General features: G+C 61.6%; 4 protein-coding genes. 1 reads left to right on the forward strand and 3 read right to left on the reverse strand.

All coding sequences use genetic code 11. The features are described from left to right. Positions 1-15 precede the first annotated feature (15 nt). Positions 16-1,896, reverse strand: coding sequence for an AsmA family protein (locus RFM41_RS31515; protein ID WP_320253158.1), 1,881 nt, complete (start codon positions 1,894-1,896; stop codon positions 16-18). A 267-nt stretch (positions 1,897-2,163) separates the two neighbouring features. On the opposite strand from RFM41_RS31515, the gene RFM41_RS31520 reads away from it, so the two are divergent. Beyond that, on the forward strand, positions 2,164-4,122 hold the full coding sequence (locus RFM41_RS31520; protein WP_320253159.1) for an acetoacetate--CoA ligase: 1,959 nt from the start codon (positions 2,164-2,166) through the stop codon (positions 4,120-4,122). Between the two features lie 429 nt (positions 4,123-4,551). On the opposite strand, the gene RFM41_RS31525 is transcribed toward RFM41_RS31520, so the two are convergent. Beyond that, positions 4,552-5,937, reverse strand: a complete 1,386-nt coding sequence (locus RFM41_RS31525; RefSeq protein ID WP_320319333.1) for a cyclic nucleotide-binding domain-containing protein — start codon at positions 5,935-5,937, stop codon at positions 4,552-4,554. Positions 5,938-5,966: 29 nt separating this feature from the next. Then, on the reverse strand, positions 5,967-8,078 hold the full coding sequence (locus tag RFM41_RS31530; RefSeq protein ID WP_320253161.1) for an adenylate/guanylate cyclase domain-containing protein: 2,112 nt from the start codon (positions 8,076-8,078) through the stop codon (positions 5,967-5,969). Positions 8,079-8,494 lie beyond the last annotated feature (416 nt).

The raw sequence follows: 8,494 nt of genomic DNA on the forward strand, positions 1-8,494 counted from the left end.
CCGTCGGCGCCCCCTTTACTGGCCCGTGACGCCGGGTGCGATCGGCGAGATGAACGGCGCGCTCCAGTTGCCGCCAACGAAGAACAGCGACTGGTTCGGCGGAGGGGGCGGCGGACTGGCCGCCTGGCCGTTGGCCTGCTGGGGCTGCTGCGCCGGCTGTCCACTGGGCACCACGCCGCCCGAGAGCGCCAGACCGCGTCCGACATAGGAGGCAATGCCCGACAGCCAGATCTTGTATTTCTGCGCATTGATCTCGGCCTTGTCCAGGCGCGCCACACCCTTCGATATGCTCGCCTTGATCTCGGCGCCGTCGATCGGCAGCGATCCGTTGGCGACGTCGTCGAGCGCGAAGAAGCCGCCTTGCTGGTTGCGCTTGAGGAAGGCCTGCAGGTCGAGCCCGTTGATCGTGCCCGGCCCGAACGTCGCCGAGAACGATCCGTCGGCATTCTCGAAGATGGAATTCCAGGCCTTGCCCGGCCCCTTGAGGATGACCGATACCGTGCCCGTGCCGGCCGGCACCAGCCGCGTCATCCCCGCCGCCGTGGCAAAGGCTCCCGTGTCCACATCCGATGCCAGGAGCCGCATCTCGACCTGCGTGCCTTCCGGCTTGCGGTCGAAGCGCAGGCTGCTCTGGATGGTGCCGTTGAAGGCCGCCGCGTCGGATATGTCGAACACGGCAAGACCGTTCTTGACCTGCGCGGTCGCCGCGACATCGGCAAGCTGGACCGGTCCCACCGTGGCATGCGCCGCCGACAGCCTGAGGTCGAGGTTGATGCGATCGGCGAAGCTTGTGTCGATGTCGCCGGGGCCGGTTTCGCCGGTCGGCGCGACAGGCGTGAAAGCCGACAGGAAGGATCTCAAATCCAGCGTATCGAAAGCGAGCGTCCCGGCAATCACCGGGCGCCCCTCGGCGAAGGAGAAATCCAGCGCTCCCATGCCCGGATTGTTGTTGAGCGTGACCGTGGTGTTCTCGAACTTCGCCCGTCCCGCCGAGGCATTCACCTTGCTGCTGACCGCGACCGCGCCGATGGCCGCGCCGGGCGCGATGCCGGTCTGCGACCACTCCAGCACGCGTCGCAGCGACGGCGCGGCGAACTTCGCCTGGCCGTCCAGATAGGCATTGTCCGACATCGAGGCCGTCCCGTCGAAGGAGAATGTCGCGGGCGCGGCCTTGAAGGAGAAGGTGACGGGTGCCGCGCCCCCGGCAAACAACACCAGCGGTTTCGCCGAGGAGAAATCGACCTGCACGCTTTCGCCGCGCCAGATGCCGGTCGCGGTCATCGACGCATCGCTGTTCATCGCTTCCCAGTTCACCTGGCCGTTCAGGCTGCTCAGGATTTCGGTGTCCTTGCCGTCAACCGAAGTCACTACGCGGCCATCGCGGAATTCGACGGTGCCGAACGGATCGGAAGGCAATCTGCCGAGATCCGGCTTCTGCGGGTTGGCGGTGACCACGCCGCGCGCGGTATCGATCGAGCGCGTGATGCGCCCGCCGGTCGGAAGCGGCGGCAGATAGAAACCGCTCGCCATGCGCTGCACCCTGATCGTCGGGCGCACCAGCCTTGCGGTCGAGAAGGCGACGTCGCCCTGCAGGGCGGCCATGGCTGAGAGGTTGACTTCGACGCGCTCGGCTTCGACCACCGGCGGCGCGTCGGTCTCGGTCCATTGCGACAGCGTCACATCGCTGAGGATGGCCCGGAAATTCGGCCACACCTCGATGCGCGGCGAGCCGTCGATCGTGACCCTGAAGCCGCTCCAGGCGCTCAATTCCCAGGCGATGCGGTCGCGCACGATGCGCGTCGAGGCAATCAGCGGCAAGGCGGCGACGGCGAGCGCGATGATGAGCACGGCAACGCCGATCGCCCACACCCCGCGCCGGATCAAAGATGATGGCATTTCGCCCCGTTATGCTTTCATTGCCGATAAAATCGCCCGACGGGTGTAACCGAGCGCCGACGCTTTTCAAGTCTTTATGGCCTTGCGATGGCATTTGCGCAGCTGCAGCCACGGGCCGCCTGAACAAAATCTTGCTCTGCTGCGCTGCAATATGCATAAGCGGTCTGCACGATCCCGATCCGCAATCGCACGCCGTTTCTGGGACGATGGCATAGGCGACGTTGGGCTTAACTGGCTCGAACGCGACGCGCTTTGGGAGGAGCGATCATGGCCGCCGACACACCTTTGTGGACCCCGACGCAGGAGCGCGTCGACGCAGCGCCCTTGACCGCGTTCATGAAAGCCGCGGAAGCGAAGGCCGCGCTTTCTTTCTCCTCCTATGCCGAACTCCATCGCTGGTCGATCGATGACCGCGAAGCCTTCTGGAGCCTGGTCTGGGATTTCTGCGGGCTTGTCGGCGACAAGGGCGAGCAGCACCTCGTCGACGGCGATAAGATGCCCGGCGCCAGCTTCTTCCCCGACGCCAGCTTGAATTTCGCCGAGAACCTTTTGCAGAAGACCGGCGGCGGCCCGGCCATCGTCTTTCGCGGCGAGGACAAGGTCGAGCGCCGGCTCTCCTGGAACGAGCTCCATGCGCTGACCTCGCGGCTGCAGCAGCTCTTCCTGTCGCTCGGCGTCAAGGCCGGCGACCGCATCGCCGCCATGATGCCCAACATGCCCGAGACGATCGCCGCGATGCTGGCGGCAAGCTCGATCGGCGCGGTCTGGTCGTCATGCTCACCCGATTTCGGCGAGCAGGGCGTGCTCGACCGCTTCGGCCAGATCGAACCGGTCGTCTTCATCGCGCCGGACGGCTATTGGTACAACGGCAAGGCGATCGAGGTGGCCGACAAGGTGCGCGCCGTGGCCGAGAAGCTCGCGAGCGTGCGCAAGGTGCTCATCGTCGACTATCTCGGCACGTCAAGCGACGTCGCCGCCACCATCGAAAAGGCGGCCGCGCTCGAAGAAGCGCTATCGCCCTTTGCCGCCAGGACGGTCAGCTTCGAGCGGCTGCCCTTCGCGCATCCGCTCTACATCCTGTTCTCATCGGGCACGACCGGCATTCCGAAATGCATCGTCCATTCGGCGGGCGGCACGCTGATCCAGCACGTCAAGGAGCATCGGCTGCATGCCGGCTTGCTCGACGGTGATCACCTGTTCTATTTCACCACCTGCGGCTGGATGATGTGGAACTGGCTGGTCTCGGGGCTGGCCTCCGGCGCGACGCTGCTGCTCTATGACGGCTCGCCTTTCTACCCCGACGGCAATGTGCTGTTCGATTTCGCCGATGCCGAGAAGATGACCTATTTCGGCACCTCGGCCAAATTCATCGATTCGGTTCGCAAGGCCGGCCTGAAGCCGATCGCGAGCCACGATCTGTCGAGCGTGCGCACCATCTCCTCGACCGGCTCGCCGCTGTCGCCGGAGGATTTCCGCTTCGTCTATGACGGTATCAAGAAGGACGTGCATCTGGCCTCGATCTCGGGCGGCACCGACATCGTCTCCTGCTTCGTGCTCGGCGTGCCGACCGAGCCGGTCTGGACCGGCGAGATCCAGGGCGCCGGCCTTGGCCTGGCGGTCGACGTCTGGGACGACGACGGCAAGCCTGTCCGGCAGGAGAAGGGCGAGCTTGTCTGCACCAAGGCCTTCCCGTCGATGCCGATCGGTTTCTGGAGCGATCCCGAAGGCAAGAAGTATCACGCCGCCTATTTCGAGCGTTTCGACAATGTCTGGTGCCATGGCGACTTCGCCGAATGGACGGCCCATGGCGGCATGATCATCCACGGCCGCTCCGATGCCACGCTCAATCCGGGCGGGGTGAGGATCGGCACGGCCGAGATCTACAACCAGGTCGAGCAGATGCCGGAAATCCTCGAGGCGCTCTGCATCGGCCAGGATTTTGACAATGATGTCCGTGTCGTGCTGTTCGTGCGGCTCGCCGCCGGCGCGAGACTGGACGAGGATCTGGAAAAGCGCATCCGCGCCAGGATCCGCACCGGCGCCAGCCCGCGTCACGTGCCGGCCAGGATCGTCGCCGTCACCGACATCCCGCGCACCAAGTCCGGCAAGATCACCGAGCTCGCGGTGCGCGATGTGGTCCACGGCCGCGCGGTCAAGAACAAGGAAGCGCTCGCCAATCCCGAGGCGCTGGAACTGTTCCGCGACTTGCCCCAACTGGCAAGCTGACGCCCCGATATGGTTAACGAAATCTGTCCGGCGAATTTACCTAGATTTCATGGGTGGTACACATTCGTAAATTTTTTTGCCGCCCGGTAAGGACTTGTTAAGGGACGACCCCGATAGTCGCGTGTAACTTGAGGGAGAAATCCCGTTCCTCATCCCCTGAGGTTCAGCTCAAGCCCCCGTTGTGACAGCATCCCATTTCTCAAGGCGTCCTCCAGGACGCCTTTTTCTTTGGAGCAATTCCAGGAAAAGGGTGAGCGGTTAGGCTCGGCGACTTCGCCGTAGCCTTCCGTCCGGAATTGCGTCAACATAAGGCGGTAGAGCCGGTTCGCCGTTTTCGTGAAACGGTCAAACTCTTTAGCAGGCGGTTGAGGAAGTCTGACGCATTGCCTGAGGATGGCCGGTCTCGCTGCTACGTTCCTCGTAAATGTCTCACTGAGATCGTTCCCGAGTCACCACGGTGCCGATAAGTTTGGTCCGGGTTTCTATAGCGGATTCGAAATCCGCGGCCAGTCCTCTGTTCTTGTCGAGCATTCGCTGCATGGCGTCGGCGGGAACGTTCATGACCTCGCTCTCGGTCTCAGCCAGCAAGTCGACGGGACTTTTCGCACCGCGCAGCATTTCGCGGATGACGAACATCTGACCGGCGTCCAGGCGCTCAACCGCGACACGACCCCGACCTGTCGTCACAGACAGATCGCCCGAAAGGAGAATGAAAATGTTCTCGGCCGGCTCCCCGTGCCGCTGAAGGTATTCTCCCTCGGCATAACGCTCGATACGGATAGCGGCCGCGAGTTCGTTCAGTCCCGCAACGGTTCCGCGAAGACCGGCCATTCTCACGAAAATCTGCTCGCGTCGCGGAATTTCGGTCTCGTCGGCTTCGGCGCCGGCATTGCTGCTATCCAGACCGCGACGGCGGCAGACATACCAGATGCGCTCCAGCATTGCCGCGCGCACGGCAGTCATAGCGGCAGGATCGGCTACCGCAATGGAAACTGAATAGGCAATGGAACCGTTCGAAATCTCGTCGGCAGTCGCGTGCGCCGTTCCCGGCAAGCCGCCTTCGATGCTTTGGGCCGCCTCCATAAGGGCCGCCTTGACCTTCTGTGGCGAATGAACCGCTGGGAAGCTCAACGAAACCTGAACCGATCGGGGTTGCTGCCCCTGCCGGATGCGCAGTGTCGAGGAAGACAGTTGAGAACTCGGCACAACCACCCTGGTATCGCCGTTTTCCAGCGTGACGGAGCGCCAGTCAACCTGGACGACCTTCGCAAATTCGCCATCGACTTTCAGCCAGTCTCCAATCGAGAAGTGACGTCCCGACAGCACGATCAGCCCATTTGCGAGCCCTCCAATGACGTTCTGCAGGGCGAGACCGAGTACAACCGAGCCCACGCCCAAGGCACCGAACAACGTTCCGAGGTCCACATCCCAGACCGCCGATATGATCATCGCGCCGCCGACCACGGCGATTACCAGCCCGCCGAGTTCGTAGAACAGCTTGGGTGCGGTTAACCTGCCATTGATGCGGCTGCGCACTGCAAAAAGCGCGGCTTGTGCAATCAGCAGAACGGCATAGAGCACCAATATGCCGACGATCGTGTCGATGATCTTGATCCAGAAGCTTTGCTCGGGAAGCGACATCAGCTTGTGGATGAGCACCCAGATAACGGCCGCCGGCAGCACGGCAAACTGCAGCACACGCAAGAAGCGCGCGCCGTCAGAGCCGCTTTCCTGCGGTGTCCGCCGCGATGCTTCCGAAAGTGCAATCGTAAGCAATGGATAGCCAACAACGATGACGGCGGTCCAGGCGACCATCGCTGCCCAACTCATGTCCGCAATGCCACTCACTGCGCCGCAACTCCCGTTTCGGTCTGCTGCAGGATCGGACGCTTCCAGGTAACGACCGTACCGGCGTTGTGAATATTGAAGGACTGACCTTTGGCGAAACCCTCCGGATCAGGCAGTTGGTCGAGCACTGCCTTCGTGACATGGACCTCACCGGGCGCTGCGTCGAAGACCATCCGACGGGCAGTCAGCATCGTAACGCCCCAAACTTCGTATACGGTACGCTGACGGCCGATCAGGCCGACCTCGGCATCGCCGATCGCGACGCCGCCCCTGATTGAGAGTGGCAAGCTCCAACTTTGGGCGTGCCGATCGACGATGAGCGCGGCTTTCCTCACGAACTCAAGGGCTCGGTTCGGCCCATCCAATCGTGGCGACGACAGGCCGCAAGCGGCCAAATAGGTTTCCCCGACGGTGCAGAGCTTCTCGATCCCCGCTTCCGATGCCGCCTGATCGAAATCGCCGATGAGTTCATTCATGCGGCGGACCGTATCCTCGGCAGAGTTGGTGATGAGCGCGTTCACCCCTTCGATGCTGAGGACTATGATGGAGACGTTCTTGACGACTTCCGCGGCCGTTTCATCGCCGAGCTTGATGCGCTCGGCAACGATGTCGGGATACACATTCCGCAGCAGCGTCTCATATTCGAGCGTCTTGTGCTCAATCTTTTCCGTGCGGGCTGCAATCTCATCGGCCATCGAATTGAAGGCCTGGCCTAGCTCGCTGAATTCGTCGTGGCCGGAAACGTCTATGCGGGTGTCTTCCTTGCCGGCAGCAAGGCGATTGACGCCGTTGAGCACCTCCCTGATCGGATGCGTGAATATGCCGGCGGCCAGCAGAGAAAATAAGGTCAGCAAGGCAGTTGCCGCGGCTCCTACCTGCAACAGGCGCTGCCGGAAATTGCCGATCGGGGCCAGCGCCTCGCTCGTGTCCATCTTCGCCACGATAGCCCAACGCGATCCAAGGACATCGATGGGAGACCAGGAATCGAGAACCTCGGCGCCACGATAATCGGTGAGGATGTCGGTGCCGGATTCTCCCTTCAGGGCCAGATCCACTGCGCTTGAAATGGTGGGCTGATTGAGAATGACGGAACCGAAGCGCTTGATACGGGCGATATCGGTTGCGGCGACACCGTTTTCGGCAAGGTCCTTATAATATTGGTCTGGGTTTTCGTCGTGAAAGCGCGAGCCGCTTCGCATCGTCCGATCCGCGCCCGCCAGGTAGACTTCACCGGTTTTGCCCAGACCGGCATCCTCCCAGCGACGATCCGCGCTCATCACGGCCTCGAGATCATCCTTCATCACCTCCGCGATCAGGACGGCCTTCATGCGGCCATCCTCCATCACCGGCGTGGCGATGAAGGCTGCGGGTGCAAAGTAGCTCGGCGCGTAGGGGCTGAAATCTTCAAATACCACGCTGCCGCTGTGGATGGCTGCCTCGAAGGCCCGCGCAATGCCCGTCTGAGCGAGCGGGCCTTCCTTCAGGTTCGCGCCGAACTCGGCCCCCTTGTAGACCGTGTAGACCACATAACCTGTGTTGGGATCGACTACGGAGATATCGCTCAGATTGCTCGCATCGGCCATACGAGCCAGAAAGGGATGATAGAACGCATGGGCCTTGTCGTAGGCGCTGCCGTTGCCAGCCGAGACAAGCTTATATTTCTCATCTGGGGGATATGGATTGTGGGCTATGTAGTCCGTCTGAAGACGCAGCGACAGCGCACTTGTCGGCATATAGGACTTTGGCGTCTCATCGACCCCTAGCCCGGTAATATGGGGAATGAACTTGTCCTTATAGAATGCCTGAAGATCGGTTGGGGAGACGTTGGCGATGTCTTGTTCGTCGAACCCGCGCGTGAACGCATCGGCGGCGGAAACGGTATCGGGGCTTTTCGACAGCGCCACGAATTGCCGCTCAAGCTGGCCGAAGTAACGTTCGACCTCCGCTTTTTTGCTTTCCCGCAATGTCGTGAGCTGGCCAAAAATTGACTGGCGTAGCGACTTCGTTCCGCTCCGGTCCGCGATCAAGCCGGTTACCGCGATGCAGAGGACGCCACTCAGCAGCAACAGCGCCAGGAGTTTTGAGCGGATCGAAAGATGGCGTAACATCGGCCCTCTCATACGTATTGCCCTGGTAGACAATGGCACCGGAAGTGCCTGCGGCCAAAGCGCTTTCTACTACATCCTAATAAAGGTCAGTTTAATGTAGAATAGGCGACAATTGGCATGAATTAATCTTCCGCTCCAAAAAATTATATTGCAAGTCATAATGACGAGTTCTGGATATGTTTTCCTCTGCCTCTCCGATGTATTCTCGCGTTTGCCCTGTGCCCAACGCTGCACGACATTAAGGGGTGAGAACGGTGGCTGATGATTCACCGTCACAGGGGCGCTGGTGTCGACCGGATGTCTTCGGGTTGTGTGCGTCAAGTTCAGCAAAAAGGGGCGGCCCTGTTGCTGGTCATGCGGCTTGGCGTAGGGCGAGCTTCTTGTGCTCGCGCAGGTCGTCCATGTTGATGTAGCGA

The organism is Mesorhizobium vachelliae (assembly GCF_033977325.1).
Classification (GTDB): Bacteria; Pseudomonadota; Alphaproteobacteria; order Rhizobiales; family Rhizobiaceae; genus Mesorhizobium; species Mesorhizobium vachelliae.

What these genes read in the sequence shown, in the direction of transcription:
- RFM41_RS31530 (WP_320253161.1), bottom strand. Translation starts at nt 8,078, where the DNA reads ATGTTACGCCATCTTTCGATCCGCTCAAAACTCCTGGCGCTGTTGCTG.
- RFM41_RS31520 (WP_320253159.1), top strand. Translation starts at nt 2,164, where the DNA reads ATGGCCGCCGACACACCTTTGTGGACCCCGACGCAGGAGCGCGTCGAC.
- RFM41_RS31525 (WP_320319333.1), bottom strand. Translation starts at nt 5,937, where the DNA reads ATGGTCGCCTGGACCGCCGTCATCGTTGTTGGCTATCCATTGCTTACG.
- RFM41_RS31515 (WP_320253158.1), bottom strand. Translation starts at nt 1,896, where the DNA reads ATGCCATCATCTTTGATCCGGCGCGGGGTGTGGGCGATCGGCGTTGCC.